Source organism: Plantibacter sp. H53 (genome assembly GCF_001650455.1).
Lineage (GTDB): Bacteria > Actinomycetota > Actinomycetes > Actinomycetales > Microbacteriaceae > Plantibacter > Plantibacter flavus_A.
In genome coordinates this window covers 39,760-66,741 of record NZ_LWCT01000016.1, presented here as the reverse complement: position 1 = coordinate 66,741, position 26,982 = coordinate 39,760, and the positions used below count along the sequence as shown (strand labels likewise).

Genomic DNA, 26,982 nt, shown 5'->3' with positions numbered 1-26,982 from the left:
CTCCGGGGCCGCGTCAGCCGCGGAGGGCGACTGGGCCGGGGCTCCGGGCGAGGCGCTCCTCGAGACCGGCCCGGACCTCCGGCCACTCCTCGGCGATCACGGAGAACAGCGCGGTGGTCCGCCACGTGCCGTCCGCCCGCTGCTTGTCGCGGCGGATGAGCCCCTCGAACGTGGCCCCGAGGCGCAGGATCGCGGTGCGTGAGCGCTCGTTGCGCTCATCGGCCTGGATCTTCACCCGGCCGAAGCCCGCGTCGAAGGCGAGCCCGAGGAGCAGCAGCTTCGTCTCGGCGTTGACGGCGGTGCCCCAGACGCGCGGGTCGTACGCCGTCCAACCGAGGTGGGCCGCCTCCCCCGGCTCGTCGAAGTCCCCGAGGGTGGACGTGCCGACGAGGAGCCCGTCGTGTTCGCCGCCGACGAGCCGGATGACGTAGGTGTTCCGCACCCCGGTCGTGAAGTAGCCGTCCGCGAAGGCGTCGAACTCGGCCTGCGTCGTCGGCAATCCCGCCGGCCCGCCGCCGTAGCCACCGGCGAACACCTCCGGGTGCGCGATCGCCGTGAACAGCTCCGGATAGTGCGCGCGGTCCAGCGGTTCGAGGCGGATGGTCCGGCCGTCGATGGGGCGGGGCTCAGGGCGTCGTGCGGTCACCGTTCCACCGTATCCGGTGACGGGCGTCGGGCGAGGACCGGTCTCGCGGTCAGGCGAGGATGAGGCAGGTGGGCGAACCGGCGTCGAGCGTCCCGAGGAGTGTCGTCGGGACGCCCGTGCGCTCGTCGAGCCGGAAGCTCGCGATGGAGTTCGACAGCTGGTTCGCGACGTGCAGGAAGCGGCCCGACTCCCGGTGGTGACGCGGCATCGTCCCGCCGCACTCGACGTCGGCCACGGCCTCGACCCGCGAACCGTCGCCGGTGACCCGCAGGGTGGCGATGCGGTCGCTCCCGCGGACGCCGACGTGCAGCTGCTCCCGCGAGGCGGCGAGGCTGATCTCGGCACCCGTGTCGCCCTCGGACACGCCCTCCGAGGTCGCGACGGTCGCCGCGAGGATGTGCCAGTGCCCGTCGGTGCCGTCGACACCGAGCGTGAAGACCTCGACCGAGTACTCGGTGATGACGTGGAGGTGCCCGCTCGGGTGGACGACGAGGTGTCGCGGACCCGTGCCGCGCGGGAACACGACGGTGTGGTCGAGCACCAACCGCGACCCACGGAGCTGCCAGATGCGGACCGTGTCGTGGCCGAGGTCGGTGGTCGCGATGCGGCCGTCCGGGAGGAGCGCCGAGGCGTGCGCGCGCGACGGTCGGGACGGCATGGCCTCGCCGACAGCGGCCTCCAGCGCGAGGAGCGTGAGCGCGTCCTCGCCGGCGTCCGCGGACTCCGCAGCGAGCGCGGTGGGCGACGCCCAGGGGTCGACGGACGCCTCGCCGAGACGCGGGTCGCCGGCGAACGCCGCGTTCTCCGCGAGCGGGACGGTCACGACCCGACCGTCGCCGTAGCAACTCGCGATGAGGACGTCGGCACCGGGGACCGTCGCGACGTGGCACACGGAGTCGCCGGCTTCGATGGGCTTGCCGAACGGCGCGAGCCCGAACTCGCCGGAGCGCTTGAACGCTTCGACGGCCCCGGTCGACTCGCTCGCGGCGTAGACGATCGGCAGCGTCGGGTGCAGGGTGAGGAAGGACGGCGACTGCGCCTCCGACGACTGCACGAGGCGGAGGGTGCCCGCCTCGTCCTGGCGCAGCAGGCTGATGCCGGCACCGGTGCCGTCGGCCTCCGAGGTGTAGGAACCGAGCAGGAGGTAGGGGTTGTCGTCGCTCACCCCCACAGTCTCCCACCTGCGCCGTCTGACATCGGCGCCCGCTCAGGAGGCGCGGCGGGCACGGACGCCTGCCGCGTACTCCTTCGGGGTCATGCCGATCGCCTCACGCACGATCCGGATGAGCGTCGCACGGGTGATCCCGAGCGCGTTCGCGAGGGTGACGAGCGAGAGGTCGGGATCGTCGTCGAGCGTCGCCAGGGCGCGCCGGACCCGTGGGTCGAGCGCTCCGGTGTCGCGCTGGGCACGCACCGCCGGGCGAGGCCTGACCTCACCGCTCGTGAGCTCCTCGACCGGTGGCAGCCCGGGCAGGGACGGCTGACTGGATTCGTCCACCATGGCGCGTTCGACGCTCGTCGTTCGCTGCTCGGGTCAGTCGACGAGGTCGTGACGCACGACGATCGCGTCGCGGCCGGGACCCACACCGATCGCGGAGATGCGCGAACCGCTCATCGCCTCGAGCGCCAGCACGTAGTCCTGGGCGTTCTTCGGGAGGTCCTCGAAGCGGCGGACACCGGTGATGTCCTCCTGCCAGCCGGGGAACTCCTCGTAGATCGGGACGGCGTGGTGGAAGTCGGTCTGCGAGACCGGCACCTCGTCGACCCGGACGCCGTCGACCTCGTAGGCGACACACACCGGGATGGTGGCGAGGTCGTCGAGGATGTCGAGCTTCGTCAGGACGAAGTCGGTGACGCCGTTGATGCGCGCCGCATACCGGGCGATCGGGGCGTCGTACCAGCCGACACGACGCGGGCGGCCGGTCGTCGTGCCGAACTCGAAGCCCTTCGAGCGGAGGTAGTCGCCGGACTCGTCGAACAGCTCGGTCGGGAACGGGCCGGCGCCGACGCGGGTCGTGTAGGCCTTGACGATGCCGATGACGCGGTCGAGGCGGTTCGGGGCGACACCGGAGCCGGTGGCCGCACCACCCGAGGTCGCGTTGGAGGAGGTGACGAAGGGGTAGGTGCCGTGGTCGACGTCGAGCATCGTGGCCTGCCCACCCTCGAAGAGGACGATCTTGCCGTCGTCGAGCGCCTCGTTCAGCACCAGCGCGGTGTCGGCCACCATCGGGCGGAGTCGCTCGGCGTAGGCGAGGAGGTCGGCCACGATCTCGTCGACCGTGATGGCGCGGCGGTTGAAGACCTTGACCAGCAGGTGGTTCTTCTGGTCGAGGGCGCCCTCGACCTTCTGGCGCAGGATGTTCTCGTCGAAGAGGTCCTGGATGCGGATGCCGACGCGGTTGATCTTGTCGGCGTAGGCCGGGCCGATGCCACGGCCGGTGGTGCCGATCTGGCGCTTGCCGAGGAAGCGCTCCGTCACCTTGTCGATGGTGCGGTGGTACTGGGTGATGACGTGCGCGTTGGCGCTCACGAGGAGGCGCGAGACGTCGATGCCGCGGGCCTGGAGCGCCTCGAGCTCGTGGAACAGCACCTCGATGTCGATGACGACACCGTTGGAGATGACGGGGACGACGCCGCTCGTCAGGATGCCGGACGGCAGGAGGTGGAGCGCGTACTTCTCGTCACCGATGACGACTGTGTGCCCCGCGTTGTTGCCGCCGTTGAACTTCACGACGTAGTCGATGCGGTCACCGAGCAGGTCGGTGGCCTTCCCCTTGCCTTCGTCGCCCCACTGGGCGCCGACGATCACGATTGCTGGCATCTGGATGCCGCCCCTTCCGGATTCTCGTGTGCCCGGCGGATCCGCTGGGGAACCACGCCCTGACAGGCCGGACGCCCACCCTCTGCGGGCGGGCGTCTCGTGCACGCACCCCTCCATCGTACCGGAGGAGGGTCACGGGCACCGAGTCCCGGGCTGCGCTCGATACCATGAGGGGATGTTCAGGCCTCGGGCGGCCGTCCTGCCTGCCGATGGCCCTCGACGACCGTCCTCTCGACCGACCGAACGGAACCCATGACCTCCCTGCCGCGCCTCGTCGCCTTCGACCTCGACGACACCCTCGCCCCGTCGAAGTCCGCGCTCGACCCTCGCATGGCCGAACTGTTCGTCGCGCTCCTCGAACGCACCTCGGTGTGCATCATCTCGGGCGGCCAGATCGTGCAGTTCCAGAACCAGGTGCTCGACCGGCTCGGAGCCGCGTCGCCCGAGGCCCTCGGCCGACTGCACCTGATGCCCACCTGCGGCACCCGGTACGACCGCTTCGACGGCACCGCGTGGGTCACTGTCTACAAGCACGACCTCACCGACGACCAGAAGGCCCGAGCCATGGGCGCGCTCGAGACCGAGGCCAAGCGACTCGGCCTCTGGGCCGACGAGACCTGGGGACCGATCCTCGAGGACCGCGGCTCGCAGATCACCTTCTCCGCCCTCGGGCAGGCAGCGCCGGTCGCCGAGAAGACCGCCTGGGACCCCGACGGCGCGAAGAAGGAGTCGCTGCGCGCCGCCGTGCAGGCCTTGCTCCCCGACCTCGAGGTCCGCTCCGGCGGCTCGACCTCCGTCGACATCACCATGGCGGGCGTCGACAAGGCGTTCGGCATGACGCGGCTCGCCGAGCACACGGGCATCCCGCTGGAGGAGATGGTCTTCGTCGGCGACCGTCTCGACGAGGGCGGCAACGACTACCCGGTCCTCGCGCTCGGGGTGCCGTCGGTGGCCGTGCACGGTTGGCAGGACACGGCGGCGTACCTGGAGTCGCTCGGCCTGTAGGCCCTTCGACAGGCTCAGGGACCGGGGAAGCCGCTAGTCGGAGCCGAGGATGACGATCGCGGAGGTCGGCGGTGCCGCCGCCGCGACGAGGTATTCGATCTCCTCCGACGCGGTGGGGTCGGCCTCACGCAGGAAGGTGTCGAGACGCTCGACCTCTTCGGTCTCGCCGATCGCCTTCGCGGAGCGGCGGAGCGCGTAGAGCGAGCGCAACACCCCGCGGTTCGGCGCGTGCGACCACGGGATCGGGCCCTGACCGCGCCAGCCGGCGGCACGGAGCGAGTCCAGGCCGCGGTGGTACCCGACCCGCGCGGCCGCGTAGCCGGGGATCGGCGACTGCGGGTCGTGGACGGCGTCGGCGAGGAGTGCCCAGCCGAGCGAGGAGCGGGGGTGGGCCGCGAGGAGGTCCGCCAGCGCCTCGATCGAACCGACGGCCGCGTGGAACTCGGCATCGGTGGCGCTGTCGTCCGGCAGCAGTGTCGGAGGGGTTGCCATCAGATTCTCACCGGTCATCGTTCAACCATAGCTCCGTTCCCGGAGCCCGGCGTGGGAGGAAGCTGGCAGCCCTCGCTGAGAGCTCGCCGCATCCATCGACATCGATATTGCACACCGCTGTGCAAGATAGTACGATCGCTGTCATGACCACCACCCAAGCGCCTGCGAGCGGGTCGCGCGCCCCTCGTCGCGACGCCGCCGAGAACCGCCTCGCGCTGCTCGAAGCCGCCCGCCTGGCGCTCCGCAGCGACCCCGACGCCAGCCTCGAGACCATCGCGGCGGCCGCCGGCCTCACCCGCCGTTCGGTGTACGGACACTTCGCCACGCGCGACGAGCTCGTGAACGCCGTCGTCGTGGCTGGGGCCGAGCGCGTCGCCGCGTCGATCACGGCCGTCCGTGGCGAGGACCCGCTCACCACCATCGCGCTCATCGGCGACGTGCTGTGGGCCCAGGTGGACCACGTCCGGATCATGGCGCCGCTCGCCGTCCGCGGGCCGCTCCGCGCGGTCACGGCAGCAGCCCTCGAACCCGTTCGGACCCTCCTCCTCCGCACCGTCGAGGCCGGTGTCGCGGACGGTTCCATCCGCCCCGACATCGACGCCGGCGTCCTCGCCCGACTCGTCGAGAGCACGGCCGTCGGGGTGCTCGAAGAGGCGACCCGGTCCGGCCTCTCGACGAGCGCCGGCCGCCGCCTCGTCATGCTCGCCACCCTCGGGGCTGTCGGTCTGTCGTGGCAGGACGCCACGGCGGTCGCCGACCGCGCCGACACCGGACACGCAGACACCCACCGGCACACCGCCGGCACCGGTACGAACGAGGAGTCCTCCCATGCGCGTTGAACTCGACGGCGTCTCCAAGGGCAAGGGCGGCATCGTCCTCGAGCCGACCTCCCTCTCCTTCCGGACGGGCGAGGCGACCTTCGCCCGCGCCGAGACCGAGCAGCGGCCGACCGTCCTCGGCCTCATCGCCTCCGGCCGGATGAAGCCCGACACCGGGACCGTCCTCGTCGACGGAGCGACCGACCGCAAGACGATGCGCCGCGTGATCGCCCTCATCGACGCGCCCGACGTCTCCGAACCGGCCAGCGGCGTCGCGGTCTCCGGCGTCGTCGCCGAGGAGCTCATGTTCGCCGGCCGGGCGAGCCACCCCTTCGCCGTCGCGCGGTTCCTCGAGTCGCTCGACCTCGCACACCTCGCGAAGCAGCCGATCTCGACCGTCGCGCCGACCGACCGCGTGCGGCTCCTCACCGAGCTCGCGGTCCTCCGGGAGGACGTCACCGCACTCGTCCTCGTCTCCCCCGACCGCCACGGCGGCGACCCGCTCGAGTGGTGGAACCTCGCCCGCAAGCTCGCCGCCCGCGGCTACGGCGTCCTCGTGATCGCCGGCGACGCTTCGGCGACGGCCATCAACGCCACCGCGGACGCCCCGGTGTCCGAGAACGCCACGGACGAACTCGTCCCCCTCTTCCAGCAGGACTGGTCGTGACGCACACCGTGCACCACCACCGTCCAGCCACCACCTCATCCCGCACCATCCGTCCCCAGAAGGACCTCCTGTGAAGATCTTCGCGATGATCCGCGCCGAACTGTCCCGCCTGTGGGCCACCCCCATGTCGCGACTCGCCCTCGTCGCCCTCATGTGCGTTCCGCTGCTCTACGGCGGCCTGTACCTCTGGGCGAACCAGGACCCGTACGCCAAGCTCGACCAGGTGCCCGTCGCCCTCGTCGTCGAGGACACCGGTTCGCCGGCGACCGACGACACCACCGGCGACGCGACCGGTGAGACGGAGAACTACGGCGACGACATCGCCGACCAGCTCATCGAGGACGGCTCGTTCGCCTGGCACGAGGTCAGCGCGGCCGACGCCGCACGGGGCGTGAACGACGGGACCTTCGACTTCAGCGTCACGATCCCCGCCGACTTCTCGACCTCACTCACCTCCGCGTCGGGCGACGCCCCGCAGCAGGCGACGGTGCAGCTCACGACCAACGACGCCAACAGCTACCTGGCGACGACGATCGGCGAGCAGGCCGTCAAGCAGATCAAGGCGACCATCGTGCAGACGGTCAACCGTCAGGCCGCCGGCCGGTTCCTCATCGCTCTCGACACGATCAAGACGAAGCTCGTCGACGCCACCTCGGGCGCCACGCAGCTGGCCGACGGCGCACAGCAGGCCTTCGACGGCGCCGGGACTGCCCAGGCCGGCGCTGCGACCCTCGCGTCCGGCACGGCCCAGATCGCCGCGGGGACGGCCAGTCTGCCCTCGCAGACCGATCAACTGGCCTCGGGTGCCGAGCAGGTGGCGTCCGGGACGTCGACGCTCGCCGGCAAGGGTGACGAGGTCGGAGCAGCCGCCCAGCGACTCGTCGACTCGATCCCCACGGCCCGCGCCCAGATCTCACAGACGCTCGCGGAGAACGGCTTCACCCCCGAGCAGATCGCCCAGGTGCTGGCACTGCTCGACCCGGTGGCAGCCGACGCCACGACGGCGAACGAGCGCGTCCAGACCGTCGTCTCGCAGGTCGACCAGCTCAACAGCGGTGCCCAGCAGGTCGCCGGAGGCGCCCGGACGCTGAGTGACGCGATGCCCGCGCTCGCCTCGGGGACACAGCAGGCCGCCGACGGCGCGGCGTCGCTGCAGACCGGCCTCACGACCCTGCAGACGGGCCTCGGCACCCTCCGCGACGGCATCGTCACCCTCCGCGACGGTCTGCAGTCCGGCGCGGACGCCATCCCAGCGACCACGGCGGACTCCCGCGAACTCCAGGCCAAGACGATCGCCGACCCGGTCAAGCTGACCAACTCCTCCGTGACGAGCGCGGGCACCTACGGAGCCGGACTCGCGCCGTTCTTCGTCAGCCTCGCCGCCTGGATCGGCATCTACGCGCTCTTCCTCATCGTCAAGCCGGTCTCGCGGCGCGCGATCACGGCGCTCCACAGCCCCATCAAGGTGACCGTCGCCGGCTGGCTCACGCCCGGCCTCCTCGGCACGATCCAGATGGTCGCGCTGTTCGGGATCCTCGCCGGCGCCCTGCACTTCGAGGTCCACAACCCGCTCGCGACCTACGGGATGATGGCGCTCGCGTCCCTCACCTTCGCGGCGATCATCCTGACGCTCAACGTGTGGTTCGGCAGCGTCGGACAGTTCCTCGGCCTCGTGCTCATGGTCGCCCAGCTCGTCACGGCCGGAGGCACGTTCCCGTGGCAGACACTCCCGGCGCCGCTGGCCGCACTGCACCATGTGCTCCCGATGTCCTACGCCGTCGACGGCATGCGCCAGTTGATGTACGGGGGACGGATGGACGCCGCTCTGCAGGACGCCGGAGTCCTGCTGGCCTGGCTGGCGATCGCACTGAGCCTCTCGGCGATCGGCGTGACGCGGATGACGCACGCCAGGACGCTGCGCGACCTCCGGCCGAGCCTCATCGGCTAGGCAGCCATCGAGCGCGCAGGAGCCCGCGCAGGAGCGTCGTCCTCGGGTGGGACGACGCTCCGGCGCGTGTGGTCGGCCTGCTGCGTGCGACGCCCATTCGGGTCGGGCATCGTTCGACGTCGGCGTCTGAGCGCCGCGTCGATCCGGGTTCGGGTCCGCCCGACAGCGTTGCACTCCCTTGAGTGATCGACTGGAGGCGCGATCATGACGCGGAACGCGGCAGATTCTCGGAACGGTCGTCGAGCCACCGGAAGGACCGGCGTTCGTCCGGGGCGAAGACCCCGCCGACACACCCCGGAAACACCGGAGGCCGCCGGGAGTGGGGGGACTCCCGGCGGCCACCGGTGCGACGGAACGGGCGCGTTCCGTCTGGAGCAGCTGAGCGTCGTGGTTCGGGCCACGGCGATCAGCTGCGGGTGCAGCGCGCTGCTCAGCGGGAGAGCAGCGACGCCTCCTCGCGCTGTTCGGCGAGCATCCGACGACGCGTCGCGAAGGCGGCTCCGGCCCCCCAGATGAGGAGCGATGCGAACAACGCGCCGGCCGGAGCGATGAGCTCGCTCGAACCGGGCTGCGTCGCACTGATCGAGCTCGACGCCTCGTCGACCCGGGCCTCGGCCTGAGCCGGCGCGGCGACACCGACGATGAGAGCGACCGCGAGGGCGGCGGGGACGGCGAGCGCGGCGACGCCACGGACCTTGGACGGGTGGGTTCCTCGTTCGGGCGAGACTCCCAGGGCAGAGCGGTGCTTCATCTTCGATTCATCCTTCGGGTGACCGCCGATTCGCACCGCACGGATTCGGGTCCGTGCGGTGGCCCTCGGTGGCTTCGGGTGCCGGAGGGATTCGGGTTCAGCGGTGGAGTGTTGCTCCGCTAGACAGTATGCCGGGGGATGTCGGCACTTTGGGGGACCTCGGGGGCAATTGAGGGAATCTTGAGGTGTTCCTGAGGTACGCACACGGGAGCCGTTCGAAACCACCCGCGGACGGGGGCCAACCCGATCAGGACGCGTCGAAGGAGACGTGTTGCATGACCCAGGCGTGCATCGCGACGGCTGCCGCCGCGGAGGCGTTGATCGATCTCGTCGACCCGAACTGGGTGATCTCGAGCACCGCGTCGGCAGCGGCGAGCGCCTCCGGCGAGAGCCCAGGCCCCTCCTGTCCGAAGAGCAGGAGGCACCGCTCGGGAAGGCGGAACGTCTCGATCGGGACCGACCCCGGCACGTTGTCGATCGCGATGATCGGCAGCTCGGCCGCCGACGCCCAGGCGACGAGCGCCGCGACGTCGACGTGGTGCTCGACGTGCTGGTAGCGATCGGTCACCATGGCTCCGCGCTTGTTCCACCGGCGGCGGCCGACGATGTGGACGGTGTCGGCCGCGAACGCGTTGGCGGTGCGCACGATCGACCCGATGTTCATGTCGTGCTGCCAGTTCTCGATGGCGACGTGGAACGGATGGCGGTGGTCGTCGATGTCGGCGACGATGGCCTCCATCGACCAGTAGCGGTAGCGGTCGACGACGTTCCGGGTGTCGCCCTCGCGCAGCAGCTCGGGGTCGTACCAGGGGCCGTCCGGCCACTCCCCCTGCCATGGACCGACGCCGGCCGTCGGGCTCTCGGCCTGATCGGGGCCGGCGACCGGGTCGTCCGGGTGGAGCGGGGTCTCTGGCACCAGCCAACCCTACCCGCGCCGTGCCACACTGGAGGTCCGGGCCCGACGCCGCGCCACCCCCGCGGCGCAGCGCTCGCGCAGCCCGCACGGAGCACCTGGAGGAACGCATGTCACGACGCGACGAGGTCGAATGCTGGCTCACCGACATGGACGGCGTGCTCGTCCATGAGAACCACGCCCTCCCGGGTGCCGCCGCGCTCCTGCAGCAGTGGCAGGACCAGCGGACGCACTTCCTGGTGCTCACCAACAACTCGATCTTCACCCCGCGCGACCTGAGCGCCCGACTGCGCGCGTCCGGGCTCGACGTGCCCGAGGAGTTCATCTGGACCTCCGCGCTCGCGACGGCCGCCTTCCTGGCCGAGCAGGAGCCGGGCGGCTCGGCGTTCGTCATCGGGGAGGCCGGGATCACCACGGCCATCCACGAGGCCGGCTTCACCATGACGGAGACGAACCCCGACTACGTGGTCGTCGGCGAGACCCGCAACTACTCGTTCGAGGCCATCACCAAGGCGATCCGCCTCATCGCCGGCGGCGCGCGCTTCATCGTGACGAACCCGGACGCGACCGGACCGAGCAAGGACGGTCCGCTTCCGGCGACCGGTGCCATCGCGGCGCTCATCACGAAGGCCACCGGCATGGAGCCCTACGTCGTCGGCAAGCCGAACCCGATGATGTTCCGATCGGCGCTCAACAAGATCGGCGCGCACTCGGAGAACACCGGCATGATCGGCGACCGCATGGACACCGACATCGTCGCGGGCATCGAGGCCGGTCTCCACACCATCCTCGTGCTCACGGGCATCAGTGACGAGGCCGAGATCAACCGCTACCCGTTCCGTCCGAACGAGATCCTGAGCGGCGTCATCGACCTCGTGACGGAGCCCGTCGAGGTCGAGATCTAGGCCGTTCGGCCACCACCAGTCCACCGTTCCGTTCCCGCCCCGCCACGCACCGAGGACTTCCATGCGCGCCGTCGTCTACGACCAGTTCACCGCCGAGCCCGAGGTCCGCGACGTGCCGGATCCGGTGCCGTCCGACGCCGGCGTCGTCGTGCGCGTGGAGACCACGGGTCTCTGCCGGAGCGATGCGCACGGCTGGCTCGGGCACGACGACGGCATCGCCCTCCCCCACGTGCCCGGCCACGAACTCGTCGGGCGCATCCATGCGGTCGGCCCCGCCGTCGAGCGGTTCCGCGTGGGCGACCGCGTCACGGTGCCCTTCGTGTGCGCGTGCGGACGCTGCGCCCAGTGCCTCGCCGGGAACGGGCAGGTCTGCCCGAACCAGACGCAGCCAGGCTTCACCCACTGGGGTTCCTACGCCGAGCTCGTCGCCCTGCACGACGCGGACGTGAACCTCATCCCGGTGCCGGAGTCCCTCGACGCCGGTGCCGCCGCCCTCCTCGGGTGCCGGTTCGCGACGGCCTTCCGCGGGCTCGTCCACCGTGCCGGGCTCCGCAGCGGGGAGCGCCTGCTCGTCGTCGGCTGCGGCGGCGTGGGGCTGAGTGCGGCCATGATCGGCGTCGCGCTCGGTGCCGAGGTCATCGCCGTCGACATCGACGCCTCGGCCCTGGCGCGCGCGGCGTCGATCGGCGTCACGCACACGATCGACTCGAGCGGTCTCGACGAGGCCGCCGTCCTCGCGCGCATCGCCGAAGCCGCACCCATGGGCGTGCAGGTGTCGGTCGAAGCCCTCGGACGTGAGTCCACGATGCGCCTCAGCCTCCTCGCGCTGGCTCCGATGGGCCGTCAGGTGCAGATCGGCCTGTTCTCGAGCGAACCGACACTCCCGCTGCCGCGCATCATCTCGCAGGAGCTGTCACTGCACGGCAGTCACGGCATGCCGGCTTCCGACTACTCGGAACTGCTCGACCTCGTCTCGAGCGGTGCGCTGCGTCCGCAGGATCTCATCGAACACCGCATCGGCCTCGACGAGGCGCCGGCAGCACTCGTCGCCCTGGCGTCCGGCGATCGCTCGACGGGTGTGACCGTCATCGACGTCGCCTGACCCGCCGCTGACGACAGCGCCCAGTTCTACTGACTAACGAACGGCTGAGCCTCCTCTGGAGGGAGCGATCTGCCGCGTCCCCCAAAGCACGGACAGCAAAAAAACATTTCACATATTAGATTTTCTCTCTGAGCACTAAACCTTGTTGACCGCCCGGCCGACAAGGAGATCGATCGGAGGGTGAAATGATGAGACGGCGAAATGTACTCAGCATGTGGACGATTGTGGCGCTGGCCGTAACGACAGCAGCGTCGCCCGCATCGGCCGCGGTGGCCTCGAAGCCGCATGACCCACCGTCCACCGACAGCACCACGACGTACTCCACAGCATCCGGACTGGCATTTGACCTCAACGAGGCACTACAAGGAGTCGTCTTTCTACACGGGCCCGTCGCAGAGGCTCTCGAGATCAGTAAACCCTATTCCGACTCCATCACGGCGGACGAGATCGGCACTGTCATCGCAGTGGAGAGTCGGCTCATCGAATCCATGACTGCAGCCGACTCTCCTGAACTCGACGCCGCCGTGCACCAGATCATGTCTGGTGATCCGTATGTCGTCGAAGAAGGGTTGGGCGTCATCGCCAAGTCCTTCACGGCGGCGCTCGACAGAGAGTACCCGGGTGTCAGCGCCACACCCATCCGGTCGATCCAGTGCGGCGCAGTGGCAGTATGCGCGGCGGTTTCTGTCGCGGCCATTGCACTTGGTGCAGCAATCGCGGTCGTCATGTTTAATGTCGCAGGCAATGTCAACATGGTTTACAACCAGAATGGCCTTTGGGACCAGAATGGAGTCTTCAACGGCAAAGTGGCCCCTCGCGCATCAGACCCGACTCAAATCGTTCAGGACTACCCATCGCTTGCGGCGAGTGAGCAAGTTCGCAGGACCACGCTCGGGCTTCGCAGCTGGTGAGCCGTAGTAGATCTGCCACCAGTGCAGTCATGTACTTCGTCGTGTCCACTTTGTGCATGAGCACACTCGCTGTCACGTCCATTATCGGCAACAAGCTCCCGTCGAACGTTCTTACACCGTCTGGCCCCGAGGGACCGGTCAAACTCATATCGAACCTCTTCACCCAGGGATGGGGTTTCTTTACGCGGGACGCTCGGGAGGATCAAGTGAAAATTGCCGTTTTGCCACCAACGAGCGACCGATGGACCGTGATTGATCAAGATGGAATCATGCAAGCAAAGTATGCGTTTGGGCTCTCTCGGATGTCCCGCGCCGAATCGATCGATATCAATATCCTCTTCGGGGCAACCGATGAAAATACACCATGGACCGAATGTCCACCGGCAACTCTCTCGAGCTGTCTCGAAGCCCTCTCCCCGGAGACCAAGGTGCGTGTGTCACCTGTAATCTACGAGCCCATTTGCTCCAGCGAAGTCGTCTTGATCCGAGAAACACCGATACCGTTCGCCTACCGCGATCTCACCCGATCAAAGCAGACCTTCGCAACAATGCTTGCTGTGCAGTGTCCCGGTGAACATGAAAACTGAGACGTTCGGCAACTGGGTGCTCCGTCGGTTTGGTCGAGACCCGTTCGGTATTCAGCTGCAGCTCGGTCGGTCCGCGCTTGCGCTGGGGACGTTCATCACGCTCCTTGCCAACCCTGCTCATGTACTCTTCCATTCAGGCGAGTATGGAGGGGCACTCAGCGTGAACTGCGAGGGCCTTAGCGCGATTGGTGCGTTCTGCCGCCTGGATGTTGACGCAGATGTCATTCGCCTCGCACTCGCGGTCATGTGCCTTCCTGCCATGGTCGGACTCTTGCCGGCATTCTGCGGTTGGCTCCATGCATACGCGGCGTTTAGTTTGTCGAACAACGCCATCGGCATCGAAGGCGGAGACCAGCTCACCGTGACTCTCGCTATATTGCTCGCATTAGCCAGCGCGACGGACCGCCGGTGGTCAGGCTTCGCCGAGGCGCGTCGTGGGGTCGAACGAGCCTCCTTAATCCCTTCAAACGTTCTGCTCGCCGCGATTGTCGTTCAAGTGGCGTATGTATACGTTGAGGCCGCACTGGTGAAGCTGGGACACCCGATCTGGGCTGAAGGTTCGGCGCTGTGGTACTGGGTGCAGAACTCTGGATTTGGCGTCGCTCCAGCGACCGAGCGAGTTCTTCTTGATCTCCTGGCGAATCCACTCGTGAGCGCAAGCGTGTCTTGGGGCACAATCGTACTTGAACTACTCCTTGCCGCCGGTCTGCTGCTGGCCGGCCGCAGTCCTCGAGTCAGATTCATTGTACTTCTCGTCGGTATTGGCTTCCACGTCTTAATAGCGGCAGTAATGGGGCTGGTGACCTTTGCGATTGCAATGACTGGCGCACTACTTTTGTCCAGTTGGCGGGCGCGAGATGGCTATCCGCTGTGGTTGTTTCGATGGTGTCGAAATGTCGGCCGCCGGAGTCCACGGCGATCCTCACAAACATTGAACGGGCCTGCCTATGGAAACTAGGTTGATGCTAGCTCTCCTCACTTCCGCGATCCCGGTGATCACCTACGCAGGCACCCTCATAGCACTACAGCTTGGACCAAACCCGTTCATCGGGTTCCGGATATCGAAGGAGCTCGATGACCCAGCGCGTTGGCGCGATCTCCACACCGCGCTGCTCCCGCTGCTCCGCCGCCAACTCTGGCTCTGCCTATCCTTGATCCCGCTCACGACTGCGGTTCTGTTGCCGCCGGGAGTGTACGCGACCACACTGCTTATCTGCATAGGAGTAATGCTGGCAGCCGTAGCGAACTCGATTCGCTACGGCTTCGACATGCTCCGACGTCAATGAGTGGGCACGCCGTGGCGGTCCGGAGGACAGCCGCCATTACCGCCCTGGCGACTCCGATCGCATCGGTCCTGGGATCCGCGCTCGTCTGGCATGGAGAACTCCCGCAGGTAATTGGTACGCACTGGTCACAGCCGGGGCCGGCGGACCGCTCGACTCCGACTGCCGCGTTCTTCGCGACCTGGTGCTCCGTGAGCGCCGGCGCCACCGTCCTCGGGGCGACCCTCGCCCTGGTCCTCCGGAAGACAGTATCAGCGGCGTCGACCGCGCTACTCGTCTCAGGCGGAGTCTCAGCTTCATCGGCGGCGCAGTGGCTCATCTCGACCGGACTCACGCTGCAGGCCGGTGACGCTCGGCGCGCGGTGTTGGGGGCGTGGATACTGGTTCATCTCGCGGCATGGTCATACGGCGTCATCCCGATGCTGATCTGGCCACGCCCGCAGCGAGACGGGTGACGCCGGGGCACGCTCCCCACGACTTCAGACGGTGTGCGTCGTTCCAGCCGACGACCAGCTGGCCGACGTGTTCGGCTGCACCGGGTCTCCGGCCGCGCCAGCCGCGTTCGCGGCACCGACGAGCGTTCCGAAGTAGAACGCGAGCAGGAGCAGGACCGCGGCCCCCAGGCCGACGACCGCCCAGAGCAGCGCCTTCGGGATGCCCTGATCCGCGTGCTCTCCGCGGTATTCAGGGAGATCGCGGTCGGGCGCGGACTGCGTGGCCTGCGGTGGCAAGGTGGCGCCGACGATACCCGCAGCCGCGGCCGGGGTCGTGAGCGCGCTCGCGCCGTCGAGTTCCGGGAACGCGACCGTCTCGCCCGGGAGCGCGGCCGGCGCCGTCTGCGGCACGTTCGCGATCGGCCCCTGCGACGGGACTGCCGCGGCGTGTGCGCCGAAGACGGACACCGAGGCGGGGGTCACTGGTGTGGGCGCGGTGTCCGAGGCGACATCCGGCTCAGCCGTCGGGGAGGTGTGTGAAGCGCTGTCGTCGTCTCCGGCGGCGTGGGCCCCGTTCCGCCGGGACCCGCCGGTGTCGTCGTCGGGATCCGTGCCGTCGACATCGGTGCCGTCGGCGGCGACGAGGCCCGGGATGGGGGCGAGCGGGAGATCGGGGTCGGCGATCGCGTCGGCCTGGAGCGACCAGCCACCCTCGGCGGCGAAGGCGTCGGCGAGCGACCGTGCTGAGGCCGCCTCCGCCGTGGCGGCGGTGGTGGCGTCGGGCTGATCGGACGGATCGGCAGGGGCGACCGTGGCAGAGTCCTCGGCCTGCTCGGTGTCGGCGAGCGGCGTGGCAGCCGGCTCACCGTCGGTCGCGGCGCCTTCGACCGAGGCGACCTGGACCGCATCCGTCTCCGGTCCGAGGTCGAACAGCGACTCGAGCCGCAGCTCCTCGCTGACCGGCTCGGGCTCGCCGACCGGCTCAGGGTCGATCGAGTCTTGGTCAGCGATTGGGGCATCCGACGCGGCGGCACCCGTGGTGGGATCGGTCGCACCGCCGGCGACGGCCCCGTCCGGCACGAACGACGGAAGCGGCGTGACGCCCGCCGCAGGAAGTGGGACGGCGTCGAACTCGACGATCTCCTCGTCAAACTCGTCGTCGAGCTCCTCCGGGTCGACGGCGAACGCCGGGGTCTCGGAAGCTGGGGTCCCGGTGACCGGGGTCGGCGCCGTCTCGCGAGCGGAATCGGCGTCGGCCGAGGTCTCCGTGGCGTCGGTGTCGTCGCCCGAGCCGAGGCCGGAAGCGGCACCGGCAGCGGTTGCGGCCCCTGCGGCGGCGAGGCCACCGGCCGCCACTGCTGCGTCGAACCCACCGAGCGACAGCGTCGGGAAGAGGTCCACCGTGTCGTTCGCGGCGGGGACGATCGGTGCGGCATCCGGCGCGGAGCTGTCGGTCTCGGTCGCGTCGTCGGTCCAGCTGGCGAACTCGTCACCGGGTCCGTCGACGAGCGGGCGACCGAGCGTGACGGCGGCGAGGCCCGGAGCGAAGGGCTGGACGTCGCCGGCGATGAACGCGGCATCGGGCACCTCGCCCTCGAGCGCGAGCTCCGACGGGGACTCCGCGCTCACGGCTGACGACTCGGCGCCCTCCCACTCCACCGGCGGGACCGGGATGGGCTGGGTCGTGGGAGCCGCGTGCACGAGCGGGTCGAGGGCGTCGTTCGGAGCGAGGTCCCACACGAACGGTGCGGTGCCGAAGGGGCTGACCGTGGGCTCGGGTTGCACGCCGTCGAGGGAGATGAGCTCCGTGATGGAACGCTCGGCCTTCGGGGTCGGCGGGCCGAAGGCCGGAGGGACGTCGGCGGTGTCCGTCGCGTCGTCGTCGACCGGCGCATCGTCACGGCCGGACTCGGCATCGGTGTCGGTATCGGGTGTCGGCACCGAGGCAGCGGCTGCTGCCGCGGCTGCCGCGCCCGCGAGGGCCGAGAAGCCCGGACCTCCGAGGCTGTCGAACGGCCGCGTCTCATCGAGCGGTTCGGCGTCGACGTCGGGGACCGTCTCGGGCCACGGGACCTCGGCGGGCGAGGTCGGCTCCGCAGCACTCGTCGGCGACGCCGCTGCGACCGTGTCCCAGCGGAACGGTGCCGCGGGGGTGATCGGCTCGGAGGCGACGATGCCGTCGGACGCGGGCTCGGGATCCGAATCGGCGGTCGGCTGGACCGACTCGCTCGAGGACGGGGACGTCGTCCCCTCGGTGATGGTGCCGACGACGGACTCGTCTGCGGTGTCGAGTGGCTGGGGCGCTTCGTCGACCGGTTCCGCCTGTGCTTCCTCGGACGGCTGCTCGTCCGGTGCCGCGGGCGCGGCGCCGAACGTCTCACCGAACGGTTCCGTCAACCAGGCCAAAGGGTCCGTCCGAGGTGTGGAAGCCTCGGCAGGCGCCGGCTCGGCTGTCCAGACGTCGTCGGCAGCTGGTCCATCGGCCGGGGCCTCGTCGGGGCGTGCGGCGACGGGCGCCGAAGCGTCGATCGTCGTGTCACGGACCTCGACGGTCTCTCCGCCGAGGACGTCGTCGCCGAACGTCTCGGAGAGGCTCCAAGAGCCCTCCGGCAGATCGTCGTCCTGCACCTCGGCGTCGGGTGTCGTTACGGAGCCGGACGGCACATCGCGGTCTGCGGCGGTCGGCGTCGGCGTCGCCGGCGGGGCGGCGGGCGGCAGCGGTGCGGCGGGAGTGCCACCGTCGGGCGTCGAGGTGGCGGTGGTCGCGCCGATCTCCTCCGCCTCGACCGCGGCCCAGGCCGCCGGGTCGTCGGCCGCGAGTGCTCGGGCCGTGGGCAGGACGGCCGTCGAGACGTCCTCGGGGGCTGCTGGGGCGGCATCGGTGTCGATGTCGTCGCTGCCGCCGAGGCTCCAGGGCTCGTCGGCGACGGGTGGCAGGACGACCGGGTTCGTCGGCGCGGGCCGGAAGGTGCCGGCGGGCGCGTGCTGGAGGACGGAGTCGGTGTCGACCGTCAGCTCGTTGCGAGCGGGCGGGACCGGCGATGCCGGGGCAGGGGTCGGCGGGACGACCGGGAGCTCGAGGGCGTTCGGGTGACGCAGACCCTCCGATCGGACGGCAGCTTCCTCGGGCATGGCGCCGGCCGGGGCTGCAGGCGTGGCGGGTGCGGCGGGCTCCGCGCTGGTTGCATCCGGCGCCGGCGGTGCGGGGGCCGGTGTCGTGTCGTCGGCCGGGTTCGGCACCTGGTTCTGCCACCAGGCGAGGAGTTCGGCCTCGCTCGCGAACGCACCTGGAGCGGTGGCCGGGGCGGCGGAGGTCGGCTCGGCGGCAGCGGTCGTCTGCTCGACGGGAGCGGGCGACGGTTCGACCGGAGCAGGCGTCGGTTCAGCGTGCGTCTGAGCCGCCGGCGCATCCGGCACGGAGGGCGCGGACCACTGGAGCTCGGCCGGGACCGGCGCAGCCACCGACGAAGCAGCGGCCTGGGCATCGGTGTCGCCGACGACCGGCAGGACTCGGGTCCGGTCGTCGTCAGCGGGCGCCGGAGCGACGGCTGCCGAGGGGTGCTCGTCGACCGCGTCGGTGTCGGGCTGCGTCTCGATCGCCTCCGTGTCGTCGGCGTCGAGCTGCGAGAGCAGCCAGTCGGTTCCGTCCGCGGGTTCCTCCGGCAGCCCGGCCCCGCCGCGTCCGGTTCCGTCGCCGGACATCAGACGAGTCCCAGGTCTTCCAGGCCGATCGCGGCCAGGTACTGGTAGCCCGCGGCCTCGATGATCTCGCGGGCGCCGGTCGCGCGGTCGACGACGACGGCGACGGCGACCACCTCGGCTCCGACCTTCTCGAGCGCTTCGGCCGCCTTGAGCGGTGATCCACCGGTGGTCGAGGTGTCCTCGAGCACGATCACGCGCTTGCCCTGGAGGTCGGGGCCCTCGACCTGCTTGCCGCGGCCGTGGTCCTTCGGCTCCTTGCGGACGACGAAGGCGTCGTAGGTGAGTCCGCGCGCGGCACCCTGGTGCAGGATCGCGGCGGCGACGGGGTCGGCACCCATGGTGAGGCCACCGACCGCGAAGACGTCGGGGACGTCGGCGATGAGGTCGATCATGACCTGCCCGATGAGGGGCGCGACGCGGTGATCGAGGCTCACCTTGCGGAGGTCGACGTAGTACGTCGCTTTCTTGCCGCTCGTCAGGGTGAAGTCACCGTGGAACACGGCTTCCGCCGAGATGTGGTCAATGAGCTGAGCTCGTGCGTCCGTCACGTCGGAGAGTCTACAAGCTGTGACCCCCATCGCCGCAGTCGCCCGGATGGGGGCGGTCCGCATCCCCGACGCGCGAGAGCCCCGGCGTGTCGGTACGACTCGCCGGGGCTCGAGGACGCCACGCCGCCACCGTCCTGCGTCGGGGCGGCTGCGTCCGGGGGTCAACGCGCCGTGCCGGAACCCGGGTCCTCGGGGCGGTCGACTGCGAGCAGTTCCGCCTCGGTCGCTCCGCCGTAGCCCTCGGTCTCCGGGTCGCCGTGCAGGCCGCCCGAGACCGCGTACTCCTCCTCCGGTGACATGACGAGCCGGTGGCGACCCCAGACCGCGAAGGCGACCAGCATGACGACATAGACGACGACGATCGCGATGATCGCCGGGAGGAACGTCGGGTTGAGCAGGAAGCCCACGAAGATGAGCGCGGCGATGACGGCCGCGATGACCGCCCCCGGGACACCCCACGGGCTCAGGTAGGGCCGCTTGGCGTTCGGGAACTTCTTGCGCAGCAGCAGGAACGCGATCATCTGCATGAGGTACGCGAGCACCGCGCCCCAGACCGCGATGTTGAGCACGATCGCCCCGGCGACACCGCCCGATCCGCCGGCCGCGTCGACGATGAGCAACGCGACGAACCCGATGATCGCCCCGGCCACAAGGGCCACCCACGGCGTCTGCCGCTTGCCGGTGAGGGAGAGGAACCGCGGGTAGTACCCGGCGCGGGACAGCGAGTACATGTTGCGACCGTAGGCGAACATGATGCCCTGCAGCGAGGCGAGGAGCCCGATGAGGGCGAAGAGCGCGAGGACCGCCGCCGCACCGTCACCGACGATGGCTCGGAAGCCGTCGAGCAAGGGCTCCCCTGCCGTCCCGGTCGCCTCGGCACCGATGACGCCGGTGTTGAGGAAGAGGACGAGGAGGCCGGTCACGATGAGCGTGCCACGAGCCCAGAACCCGGCCTTCGGGATGTCGCGCACCGGGTTGTGGGACTCCTCCGCCGCGAGCGGCAGCTCCTCGATGCCGAGGAAGAACCACATCGCGAAGGGCAGGGCGAACAGGATCGGGAGGACGCCGTGCGGCAGGAACTCGGTCTGGCCCGCGTCGGGAGCGATGTCGAACAGGTTGGCCCAGGCGAACTGGCCGGAGAAGACCGCCATCGCGGAGAAGACGAGCAGGATGCCGATGGAGATGATCGAGACGACGATGGCGAAGCGGAAGGAGATGCTCGCACCGGCGGAGTTCAGTGCGATGAACGCGACGTACAGGATCGCCCACCACACGGGCGACGGCATGGAGAAGCCGAGCAGCTCGCTCGTGATGGCGTCGGCGTAGGAGGCCGAGAAGTACACGATCACGGCCGTGGTCGCGACGTACTCGATGGTCTCCGCGAGGCCGGTCACGAACCCGCCCAGCGGTCCCATCGCCGCTCTCGCGAAGGAGTAGGCCCCGCCGGTGTGCGGCATCGCTGCGGCCATCTCCCCGATCGAGAAGATCATGCCGTAGTACATCGCGACGAGGATGACGAAGGCGATGAGCATGCCGCCGAACCCGGCGAAGTCGATGCCGAAGTTCCAGCCGGAGAAGTCGCCGGAGATGACCGCCGCGACGGCGAGGCCCCAGAGTCCCCACACCCCGGCCGACCGCTTCAGGCTGCGTTTCTCGAAGTACCCCTCGCCGGCCGCGGTGTAGGTCACCCCGGAGATCTTGCGCGTGTCGTCAGCCATCGATGCGTCCTGTCGCTCGGGTTGCGCGCTCGTCGGGCTCGCACAACGTCCTCAGATTCGGTTGGCCTGACTCTAGGGCCCGCAATGGTCGCATGTACATACCTTTGTGAGGAAATCCCTCTCGCAAATGCATCGATCCGCTGGAGGCGTTGTGATGTAATGGTCGGGTTCGCGACCTTTCAGTTCTCCATCGAGGTAGAACGCCGACGACGGGTCCCCCGATCAACGAGGAGCTGCCATGCACCCACGCTCAGGAAACCTGACGCTCGAGGAGCTCACGACGGCCGTCGCCGCGCGCGAGATCGACACCGTGATCCTCGCGTTCACCGACATGCAGGGCCGACTCGTCGGCAAGCGCGTCTCGGCACGCCTCTTCGTCGAGGACGTCGCCGAGCACGGGGCGGAGTGTTGCAACTACCTGCTCGCGGTCGACGTCGAGATGAACACGGTCGACGGCTACGCGATGTCGAGTTGGGAACGCGGCTACGGCGACATGGCGATGATCCCCGACTTCTCGACCCTCCGCCGCGCGCCCTGGCTGCCGGGCACGGCCCTCGTCACCGCCGACCTCCAGTGGCTCGACGACGCCCCGGTGGTCGCTTCACCCCGTCAGATCCTCATCGCCCAGCTCGAACGGCTCGCGGAACGCGGCCTCGTCCCGTTCGTCGGCACGGAGCTCGAGTTCCTCGTCTTCGACGACACCTTCCGGGAGGCCTGGGCGAAGGACTACACGAAGCTGACCCCCGCCACCGACTACAACATCGACTACGCGATCCTCGCCTCGACCCGCATGGAGCCGTTGCTGCGCGACATCCGCAACGCCATGGACGGCGCCGGCATGTACTGCGAGGGCGTGAAGGGCGAATGCAACCTCGGGCAGCAGGAGATCGCGTTCCGCTACGACCACGCCCTCGTCACCTGCGACAACCACTCGATCTACAAGAACGGGGCGAAGGAGATCGCCGACGCCCACGGCAAGAGCCTCACGTTCATGGCGAAGTTCGACGAGCGCGAAGGCAACAGCTGCCACATCCACATCAGCCTCCGCGGCGAAGACGGTTCGGCCGTGTTCGCGGACCCCGACGCGCCCGACGGCATGTCGAAGCTCTTCCGGCACTTCCTGGCCGGGCAGCTCGCCGCGATGCGCGAGCTGACGATGTTCTTCGCGCCGAACATCAACTCCTACAAGCGCTACGTCGACGGCAGCTTCGCCCCGACGGCCGTCGCCTGGGGACACGACAACCGCACCTGCTCGCTCCGGGTCGTCGGCCGGGCGCTCGGCATGCGCGTCGAGAACCGGGTGCCGGGTGGCGACGTGAACCAGTATCTCGCCGTCGCCGCCCTCATCGCCGCCGGACTGCACGGCATCGAGAACGAACTGGAACTGGAGGACCCGACCGGCGGCAACGCCTACACGGGCGGTGCGCCCCGCGTCCCGACCTCGCTCCGGGAGGCGGCCGAGCTCTTCTCGCGGTCGACGATCGCCCGCGAGGCCTTCGGCGACGAGGTCGTCGACCACTACCTGAACTTCGCGAAGGTGGAACTCGCCGCCTTCGACGCCGCGGTGACGGACTGGGAGCGGGTGCGCGGCTTTGAACGCCTCTGACCCGGACGTCCCAGCGACCGACCCGCCCGTCTCGAGCGCTCCGCTCATCGGTGTCACGACCTACCTCGAACAGGCCCAGACCGGTGTGTGGGACGTCCCGGCGTCCTTCCTGCCGAAGGTGTACCTCGACGCCGTGACGGATGCGGGTGGGATCGCGGTCCTCCTCCCACCCCAGCCGGTCACCCGTGCCGTGGCCGCGTCCGTGCTGGCGCGGCTCGACGGCCTCATCGTCTCGGGTGGCGCCGACGTCGACCCCGGCCTGTACGGGCAGGCCGCCCACCCGCGCACGGGTCGACCACGGACCGACCGGGACGCCTGGGAGGAGGCGCTGCTCACGGCGGCGATCGACGCCGAGCTGCCGTTCCTCGGCATCTGTCGTGGCGCACAACTGTTGAACGTCGCGCTCGGCGGGACGCTGATCCAACACCTCCCCGACCTCGTCGGCGACGACTCCTTCCAGCCCGGCGAGGGCGTCTTCGGGCCGAAGACCGTCGCGATCGAAGCCGACTCGCGGCTGGCCGCGCTGCTCCGGCAGGACGACGACGAGCTCGACGTGCACGTCTACCACCACCAGTCGATCGACCGCGTCGCCGACGGACTCGTCGTCACCGCCCGCACCGAGGAGGGCGTCATCGAGGCGGTCGAGCTGCCGACGGTCCCCTTCGGTCTCGCCGTGCAGTGGCACCCCGAGGAGGAGACGGCCGACCGGCGTCTCTTCGCCGGGCTCGTGGACGCCGCGCGTCGACACCGCGACGCCGGGACCACCGCAGGACTCAGCACCAGCACCACACCCGGCACCGAGAGCAGGAGCACCACACCGTGAGCTACACGATCCTCAATCCGGCGAACGAGCACGTCGTCACGACGGTCGAGCACCTCGACCTCGCCGAGACGGACGCCGCCATCGCCCGCGCCGCCGTCGCCCAGCGGTCCTGGGCGGCCGTCAGCCCCGCCGACCGCGCCCAGGCGCTCCGCCGGTTCGCCGCATCGGTCGACGCCGACCGCGAGCACCTCGCGAGCCTCGAGGTCGTCAACTCCGGCCACCCCATCACCCAGGCGCGGTGGGAGGCCGGTCACGTCCGCGACGTGCTCGAGTACTACTCGGCGTCACCCGAACGGCTCTTCGGTCAGCAGATCCCCGTCGCCGGCGGCATCGACCTCACCTTCCACGAACCGCTCGGCGTCGTCGGCATCATCACCCCGTGGAACTTCCCGATGACGATCGCTGCCTGGGGGTTCGCACCGGCGCTCGCGGCGGGGAACGCGGTGGTCCTGAAGCCCGCGGAATGGACGCCACTGACGAGCATCCGCCTCGGTGAACTCGCCCTCGAGTCCGGTCTGCCCGAGGGCCTGTTCCAGGTGTTGCCGGGCCGCGGGTCGGTCGTCGGCGAGCGCTTCGTCACGAACGAGACCGTCCGGAAGGTCGTCTTCACCGGGTCGACCGCCGTCGGCAAGCGCATCATGGCCGGCGCGGCGGAGCAGGTGAAGCGCGTCACCCTCGAACTCGGCGGCAAGAGCGCCAACATCGTGTTCGCGGACGCCGACCTCGAACGCGCGGCCGCGGCCGCCCCCTACGGCGTCTTCGAGAACGCGGGCCAGGACTGCTGCGCCCGGAGCCGGATCCTCGTCCAACGGAGCGTCTACGAGCGGTTCATGGAGCTGCTGGAGCCGGCCGTGCAGGGTGTGGTCGTCGGCGATCCGAACGACGAGGCCACCGAGATGGGACCGCTCGTCTCCGCTCCGCATCTGGCCGCCGTGCGCTCGTACGTGCCCGAGGGTGCGCCGATCGCCTTCACCGGGAGCGCCCCGGACGGCCCGGGGTACTGGTTCGCGCCGACCGTCCTGACGCCCGGCCGCGACGACCGCACCGTCCGGGAGGAGATCTTCGGTCCCGTCGTCGCCGTCCTGCCCTTCGAGGACGAGGCCGACGCTCTCACCCTCGCGAACGACACGGAGTACGGCCTCTCCGGCTCGATCTGGACCCGCGACGTCGGTCGCGCGATACGGGCCGCTCGAGCGGTGGAGTCGGGCAACCTGTCCGTCAACTCCCACTCCTCCGTCCGCTACTCCACCCCCTTCGGCGGGTTCAAGCAGTCGGGTCTCGGGCGCGAGCTCGGTCCCGACGCCCCGCTCGCCTTCACGGAGACGAAGAACGTCTTCCTCGCCGTCGACTGAACGACCCGCACCACCCGGCCCCTGAGCACCATCCCCGGTCCCTGAGCCTGTCGAAGGGCGGGGCAGAGAGAAAGAGCACCACATGACCATCACCCCCATCGACCTCACCCAGCGGCTCGCCGGAAAGGTCGCCGTGATCACCGGCGGCGCGAGCGGCATCGGCCTCGCCACGGCGAAGCGCTTCGCCGCGGAGGGCGCCACCGTCGTCATCGGCGACCTCGACCCGACGACCGGCCAGGCGGCGGCCGAGCTCGTCGGTGGGCTCTTCGTCCAGGTGGACGTGACCGACCAGGCGCAGGTCGACCACCTGTTCGACACGGCGGCCGAGACCTACGGCTCGGTCGACATCGCCTTCAACAACGCCGGCATCTCCCCGCCCGACGACGACTCGATCGAGACGACCGAACTCCCGGCCTGGGAGCGCGTGCAGGACGTGAACCTCAAGTCGGTCTACCTGTGCTCGCGCGCCGCCATCCGTCACATGGTGCGGCAGGGGAAGGGCTCGATCATCAACACGGCGTCGTTCGTCGCCGTCCTGGGTTCGGCCACCTCGCAGATCTCGTACACGGCGTCCAAGGGCGGAGTGCTCGCGATGAGCCGCGAGCTCGGCGTGCAGTTCGCCCGGCAGGGCATCCGCGTCAACGCCCTGTGTCCCGGTCCCGTCAACACCGCGCTGCTGCAGGAGCTCTTCGCGAAGGACCCGGTACGCGCGCAGCGGCGACTCGTGCACATCCCCCTCGGTCGGTTCGCGGAGCCTGAAGAGTTGGCCGCGTCCGTCGCCTTCCTCGCGAGCGACGACTCCTCCTTCATCACCGGGTCGACGTTCCTCGTCGACGGCGGCATCTCCTCCGCCTACGTGACGCCGGAATGAGCTGACGACATGCCCGGGCGGGGGACGCGACCCCGGCGAAATAGACTGATCCGATGAGCGAGACGCGGAAGGGCGACGAGGCGACCGAGGTGCTCAGCGCCGAGCTCCTCCTGCGTCCGGGCCGCGCCGGGAACGCGTTCGAGGAGACCGTCCAGCGGCTCCTGCAGTCCATCCGTCTCGGGCTCATCGAGCCGGGCGGTCGCCTGCCGGCCGAGCGCGAACTCGCGACGATGCAGGGGGTCAGCCGGGACACCGTGCGGGATGCCATCGCCGCGCTCACCGAGGCCGGTTACCTGACCTCGCGGCGAGGACGCTACGGCGGGACGTTCGTCATGGACGAGCTGCCCGACGACGAGGCGATCACCGGGGCCCACTCCCCCGAGGCCGGCCGGGTCTCGATCTCGGCGGCGGAGATCGAGGACACGCTCACGCTCCGCAGCATCCTCGAGGTCGGTGCTGCGCGCGAGGCGGCGCAGTGCAAGCTGTCCGGCGCCGACCGCGAACGCCTGTGGCAGGCGCTCGGAGACTGCCGGGATGCGGCGCCCGCCGACTACCGCCGCCACGACTCCCGCCTCCACCTGCTCATCGCGGAGCTCGTGGGAGCGCCCAGCCTGCTGCCGCTCGTCGCCGAGTCGCGCATGCGGGTCAACGAACTCCTCAACGGCATCCCACTGCTGGCGGTGAACATCGCCCACTCCGACGAGCAGCACGAGCGCATCGTCAAGGCGATCCTGCGCGGTCACCCCGAGGAGGCGGCGCAGGCGATGGCCGAGCACGTCGCCGGCTCCGAGGCGCTCCTGCGAGGCTTCCTCGCCTGAGCGCCTGTCGCGGCGCGGACATGGAACGACCTCCCGGCGACGAGTCGCGAGGAGGTCGGATGCGCCGGTCGTGCCGGCGGGTGCGAGGTCCTAGAAGGACTTCGGGTAGGTGCGGGCCGGGATGGCACGGTAGCCGTCGCGCTTGACGACGACGACCGATCCAACGGCCGCACTCGCAGCGAGGAGGGCGATGATGCCGAGATAGATGGTCATAGTTCTATAAAACGCCTGTCTGGCATGAAGGACAAGCGAACAATACTG

The 26,982-nt window shown here is 69.7% G+C and carries 25 protein-coding genes; 14 read left to right on the top strand and 11 right to left on the bottom strand.

What is annotated here, in order from left to right; translation table 11 throughout:
• Window positions 1-13: 13 nt before the first annotated feature.
• Genes A4X17_RS10185 through A4X17_RS10170 form a run of 4 tightly spaced genes read right to left on the bottom strand, consistent with a single transcriptional unit; the run spans window position 14 to window position 3,467 of the window.
• Window positions 14-646, bottom strand: a complete 633-nt coding sequence (locus A4X17_RS10185; RefSeq protein ID WP_064295557.1) for a GNAT family N-acetyltransferase — start codon at window positions 644-646, stop codon at window positions 14-16.
• Between the two features lie 49 nt (window positions 647-695).
• Window positions 696-1,811: a beta-propeller fold lactonase family protein gene (locus tag A4X17_RS10180; RefSeq protein WP_064295556.1), complete on the bottom strand. Its 1,116-nt coding sequence runs from the start codon at window positions 1,809-1,811 to the stop codon at window positions 696-698.
• A gap of 42 nt (window positions 1,812-1,853) precedes the next feature.
• Complete coding sequence (locus A4X17_RS10175; RefSeq protein WP_197479053.1) at window positions 1,854-2,144, bottom strand: winged helix-turn-helix transcriptional regulator; 291 nt, start codon at window positions 2,142-2,144, stop codon at window positions 1,854-1,856.
• Window positions 2,145-2,180: 36 nt separating this feature from the next.
• Window positions 2,181-3,467 (bottom strand): adenylosuccinate synthase, encoded by a 1,287-nt coding sequence (locus A4X17_RS10170; RefSeq protein ID WP_064295554.1) that lies wholly within the window; start codon window positions 3,465-3,467, stop codon window positions 2,181-2,183.
• Between the two features lie 252 nt (window positions 3,468-3,719).
• On the opposite strand from A4X17_RS10170, the gene A4X17_RS10165 reads away from it, so the two are divergent.
• Window positions 3,720-4,472: an HAD-IIB family hydrolase gene (locus A4X17_RS10165; protein WP_064295553.1), complete on the top strand. Its 753-nt coding sequence runs from the start codon at window positions 3,720-3,722 to the stop codon at window positions 4,470-4,472.
• 33 nt (window positions 4,473-4,505) lie between these two features.
• Here A4X17_RS10165 and A4X17_RS10160 read toward each other — a convergent pair whose 3' ends face one another.
• Window positions 4,506-4,982, bottom strand: a complete 477-nt coding sequence (locus tag A4X17_RS10160) for a DUF3151 domain-containing protein (RefSeq protein WP_064295552.1) — start codon at window positions 4,980-4,982, stop codon at window positions 4,506-4,508.
• 125 nt (window positions 4,983-5,107) lie between these two features.
• Between A4X17_RS10160 and A4X17_RS10155 the strand changes: the two genes are divergently transcribed.
• The 3 genes from A4X17_RS10155 (at window position 5,108) to A4X17_RS10145 (ending at window position 8,397) form a co-directional block, all read left to right on the top strand.
• Window positions 5,108-5,803: a TetR/AcrR family transcriptional regulator gene (locus tag A4X17_RS10155; protein ID WP_064295551.1), complete on the top strand. Its 696-nt coding sequence runs from the start codon at window positions 5,108-5,110 to the stop codon at window positions 5,801-5,803.
• Complete coding sequence (locus A4X17_RS10150; protein ID WP_064295550.1) at window positions 5,793-6,449, top strand: hypothetical protein; 657 nt, start codon at window positions 5,793-5,795, stop codon at window positions 6,447-6,449. The genes A4X17_RS10155 and A4X17_RS10150 overlap by 11 nt, the downstream gene beginning before the upstream one ends.
• A gap of 70 nt (window positions 6,450-6,519) precedes the next feature.
• Entirely contained in the window at window positions 6,520-8,397 is a 1,878-nt protein-coding gene (locus A4X17_RS10145) for a YhgE/Pip family protein (RefSeq protein WP_064295549.1), read from the top strand.
• A gap of 430 nt (window positions 8,398-8,827) precedes the next feature.
• Here A4X17_RS10145 and A4X17_RS10140 read toward each other — a convergent pair whose 3' ends face one another.
• Together A4X17_RS10140 and A4X17_RS10135 are read right to left on the bottom strand one after the other, a co-directional pair.
• On the bottom strand, window positions 8,828-9,148 hold the full coding sequence (locus tag A4X17_RS10140) for a hypothetical protein (RefSeq protein ID WP_064295548.1): 321 nt from the start codon (window positions 9,146-9,148) through the stop codon (window positions 8,828-8,830).
• A 247-nt stretch (window positions 9,149-9,395) separates the two neighbouring features.
• A complete protein-coding gene (locus tag A4X17_RS10135; RefSeq protein WP_064295547.1) occupies window positions 9,396-10,064 on the bottom strand; it encodes a TrmH family RNA methyltransferase in 669 nt (222 codons plus the stop codon).
• Window positions 10,065-10,171: 107 nt separating this feature from the next.
• Between A4X17_RS10135 and A4X17_RS10130 the strand changes: the two genes are divergently transcribed.
• From A4X17_RS10130 to A4X17_RS19245, 5 genes are all read left to right on the top strand, one after another.
• The gene (locus A4X17_RS10130; protein ID WP_064295546.1) at window positions 10,172-10,966 is read left to right on the top strand and encodes an HAD-IIA family hydrolase; all 795 of its coding nucleotides are present in this window, start codon (window positions 10,172-10,174) and stop codon (window positions 10,964-10,966) included.
• A gap of 61 nt (window positions 10,967-11,027) precedes the next feature.
• Window positions 11,028-12,068, top strand: coding sequence for a zinc-dependent alcohol dehydrogenase family protein (locus A4X17_RS10125; RefSeq protein WP_064295545.1), 1,041 nt, complete (start codon window positions 11,028-11,030; stop codon window positions 12,066-12,068).
• 212 nt (window positions 12,069-12,280) lie between these two features.
• Window positions 12,281-12,979 (top strand): hypothetical protein, encoded by a 699-nt coding sequence (locus A4X17_RS10120; protein WP_064295544.1) that lies wholly within the window; start codon window positions 12,281-12,283, stop codon window positions 12,977-12,979.
• Window positions 12,980-13,035: 56 nt separating this feature from the next.
• Window positions 13,036-13,566: an SdpA family antimicrobial peptide system protein gene (locus A4X17_RS18925; protein ID WP_197479052.1), complete on the top strand. Its 531-nt coding sequence runs from the start codon at window positions 13,036-13,038 to the stop codon at window positions 13,564-13,566.
• The gene (locus A4X17_RS19245; RefSeq protein ID WP_231884353.1) at window positions 13,556-14,524 is read left to right on the top strand and encodes an HTTM domain-containing protein; all 969 of its coding nucleotides are present in this window, start codon (window positions 13,556-13,558) and stop codon (window positions 14,522-14,524) included. The genes A4X17_RS18925 and A4X17_RS19245 overlap by 11 nt, the downstream gene beginning before the upstream one ends.
• 804 nt (window positions 14,525-15,328) lie before the next feature.
• Here A4X17_RS19245 and A4X17_RS10105 read toward each other — a convergent pair.
• From A4X17_RS10105 to A4X17_RS10095, 3 genes are all read right to left on the bottom strand, one after another.
• Window positions 15,329-18,985: a hypothetical protein gene (locus A4X17_RS10105; protein WP_064295541.1), complete on the bottom strand. Its 3,657-nt coding sequence runs from the start codon at window positions 18,983-18,985 to the stop codon at window positions 15,329-15,331.
• On the bottom strand, window positions 18,985-19,533 hold the full coding sequence (gene pyrE / locus A4X17_RS10100) for an orotate phosphoribosyltransferase (RefSeq protein WP_175116436.1): 549 nt from the start codon (window positions 19,531-19,533) through the stop codon (window positions 18,985-18,987). Before pyrE ends, A4X17_RS10105 begins: the two co-directional genes overlap by 1 nt.
• Before the next feature lie 161 nt (window positions 19,534-19,694).
• Window positions 19,695-21,251 carry an amino acid permease gene (locus A4X17_RS10095; protein ID WP_064295539.1) on the bottom strand — a complete coding sequence of 519 codons (1,557 nt, stop codon included), beginning with the start codon at window positions 21,249-21,251 and terminating at the stop codon, window positions 19,695-19,697.
• 238 nt (window positions 21,252-21,489) lie between these two features.
• Here A4X17_RS10095 and A4X17_RS10090 point away from each other — a divergent pair, with 238 nt between their 5' ends.
• The 5 genes from A4X17_RS10090 (at window position 21,490) to A4X17_RS10070 (ending at window position 26,721) form a co-directional block, all read left to right on the top strand.
• Window positions 21,490-22,857: a glutamine synthetase family protein gene (locus A4X17_RS10090; protein ID WP_064295538.1), complete on the top strand. Its 1,368-nt coding sequence runs from the start codon at window positions 21,490-21,492 to the stop codon at window positions 22,855-22,857.
• Window positions 22,844-23,680 carry a gamma-glutamyl-gamma-aminobutyrate hydrolase family protein gene (locus A4X17_RS10085; protein WP_064295537.1) on the top strand — a complete coding sequence of 279 codons (837 nt, stop codon included), beginning with the start codon at window positions 22,844-22,846 and terminating at the stop codon, window positions 23,678-23,680. The genes A4X17_RS10090 and A4X17_RS10085 overlap by 14 nt, the downstream gene beginning before the upstream one ends.
• Window positions 23,677-25,032: an aldehyde dehydrogenase gene (locus A4X17_RS10080; RefSeq protein WP_064295536.1), complete on the top strand. Its 1,356-nt coding sequence runs from the start codon at window positions 23,677-23,679 to the stop codon at window positions 25,030-25,032. Before A4X17_RS10085 ends, A4X17_RS10080 begins: the two co-directional genes overlap by 4 nt.
• Window positions 25,033-25,114: 82 nt before the next feature.
• Complete coding sequence (locus A4X17_RS10075) at window positions 25,115-25,903, top strand: 3-oxoacyl-ACP reductase (protein ID WP_194718745.1); 789 nt, start codon at window positions 25,115-25,117, stop codon at window positions 25,901-25,903.
• 53 nt (window positions 25,904-25,956) lie between these two features.
• Complete coding sequence (locus A4X17_RS10070) at window positions 25,957-26,721, top strand: FadR/GntR family transcriptional regulator (protein ID WP_064295535.1); 765 nt, start codon at window positions 25,957-25,959, stop codon at window positions 26,719-26,721.
• A gap of 90 nt (window positions 26,722-26,811) precedes the next feature.
• Here the strand turns inward: A4X17_RS10070 and A4X17_RS19760 are convergent, their stop codons facing one another.
• Window positions 26,812-26,934 (bottom strand): hypothetical protein, encoded by a 123-nt coding sequence (locus A4X17_RS19760; RefSeq protein ID WP_255376692.1) that lies wholly within the window; start codon window positions 26,932-26,934, stop codon window positions 26,812-26,814.
• Between the last annotated feature and the right edge of the window lie 48 nt (window positions 26,935-26,982).